Consider the following 2,075-nt stretch of genomic DNA (forward strand, 5'->3'; position numbering starts at 1 on the left):
AACTGCATTGTGCATAGTGGTAGAAGTTGCACGAAGTTGGTCAATATCCCTTCCTGACAGCTTGTTGAGTACTAGTCTAAAATCGTCAGGGTGACCTTGTGCAAATTTTTCAAGCGCACTATTTGTCTTGGACATTCCCCCGAGAAGCTTCCCTCTCCCCAGACCCCGTGTGGCGACGCGGTCCCAGGCAGCAATCTGCTCTGAGGCATATCCATCAATGTTCCTCGACGCTGCCGCCACTGTTTTAGTTCCCGGCTTCACCATTCTGCCAGCCAGTCCTGCCCCCAGCGACAATATCCCCAATGCCAGTGAAGTCCAGCCCAACGCTGCCGATGCATCAGGGTTGCTCTCCTCTGTCGCCGCGCTTGCAATCCCGGTGACATCCGCCACCAGCGCCGTAGTCCCCACAACCAGCGATACCGTCGAAGCCCCTGCCAGGGCGGCACTGATGCTGCCAGCCGCCGCAATGGATGCTCCGCCGGTAAATACTGCCCCAAGGATACCCAGAATCCCCAGTCCAATCCCCAGACCGGTTTGCCAGCTCATATGCCCTGTGGGGTCTGCCCGGTTAACCGGGTCACCTGCACAGTATGCATAAGCGTTAATTCCACCAGCCCCAAACGGACTCCAGCTGTCGGGGCGGGTAAAGCGCATCAAAACCGGGCTGTAGGCCCGATAGCCATTGCCCAGGTGACAGGTTTCACTCACGGGGTCCAGACGCTCCCCGTTAAAAGCCAGAGCACAACTCGTCATAATAAATCCCTGTAAATTAGTAGATAATTCGTGGTAAAAATTGACGGGGGGCTGTTCCTCACAGTTTACACCGGGGAGCAGCCACGGTTATTCCTCCCCCCTGACCGCCGTTTTTTCCGCTCAGGAAGGTAAGAGAAATGAATATTGTCTCCGGTGTAAAATGTGAGGGAGGGGTTTCTTTCGCGTGTTCAGTCGCTCGTCTTTTCCGGCCAGGCAATATCCGGCGCAGCACTGACATCGACACGACTCAGGAGGACGCGGTAAGTCTTCCAGGCCCTGAGTTGCTGTAACTCTTCCTCCGTTGCCATCTCAACATCTGATGCATCCTGCAGCGGCGCTATCACGTGTGCGGCTTCATCAAGCAGTGCTGATTTTGTTTTCCAGGCCTGCGCAATTAGTTCCTCTTTCGACCAGGTGCGCGGGACAACTTTTTTACCGTCGAATACCCATTCCCCGCGCCTGATGCTGAAGCCCTCCGGTAACTTCTCGCTAATTTCTGCAACGCTCATCCCCTCGGGGGAAAACATCGACACGGCATAAATGTTGCCACGCTCCGGCACCGGCTTATCAATGACGGAGCGAATAACATTCTCGCTGTCGTACATGATTTTTATCGTGTTATCCGCAAACAATGACTGGCACTCATACCAGTCCTGCCCGTCTTCTGATTCGAAAAAACGTATACCGGCAGTGGCAGCACCGTACTTTTCAGTGTCTTTTTTGGTGGGCTGTTTTACCCTGAAATTTTTAATATTTTGCATGTTTACCCCTGCGCATTCACCCACCCGCCACGCGTCCAGAACTGTACGGGTTTGTAGCGCACATAAGACTGGTCTTCATTAAAATCCCCGCCGGTCAGCACGTAACCCGCAGGCGCGTCACCGCCCGCGGCCGGCCACCAGGTGGAAATCACCGCGCCCAGCTGCACGCTGGAGACAAAGTTCTGCAACGTCCAGCTCTGCACTTCACCAATACGTTGATTCACCCAGTCCCATGTCGAGCGGGTGTTGATATTTTCATCCCGTGCGGCAAACTGACTGTTTGCCCAGTCCCAGGTGGCACGGGTATTGATGTTGTTATCCCGTGCGGTAAATTGATTAGCGAGCCATGTGCTCAGCCAGCCACCCCAGATTTCGCCATTGATATTACCGCCGGGCTCGAAAATCGCCCCGCCGGCATAAACGCTGGCACCTGCGCGAATGGACCCGTTCGCGGTAAAGGCGTTATCGTTGGGGTTAAACATCCAGATATGGTCGCGCCCCTGGTCATCGAGAATATGAATACAGCCAGAGGGGAAATCATTTTTTCCGGAGACCAGCACC

Annotated in this window: 2 protein-coding genes and 1 pseudogene; all 3 read right to left on the minus strand. The window is 54.6% G+C overall.

The features are described 5' to 3' along the window. A partial coding sequence (locus VGM55_RS08595; protein ID WP_414648227.1) for an RHS repeat-associated core domain-containing protein occupies nt 1–753 on the minus strand: 753 nt, incomplete at its 3' end. A gap of 188 nt (nt 754–941) precedes the next feature. Next, nucleotides 942–1,514: a tail fiber assembly protein gene (locus VGM55_RS08600; RefSeq protein ID WP_331635246.1), complete on the minus strand. Its 573-nt coding sequence runs from the start codon at nt 1,512–1,514 to the stop codon at nt 942–944. A gap of 2 nt (nt 1,515–1,516) precedes the next feature. Next, nucleotides 1,517–2,075: pseudogene (locus tag VGM55_RS08605) on the minus strand (hypothetical protein); the annotation flags it as partial.

The organism is Cedecea sp., assembly GCF_036500665.1.
Taxonomy (GTDB): Bacteria; Pseudomonadota; Gammaproteobacteria; order Enterobacterales; family Enterobacteriaceae; genus Cedecea.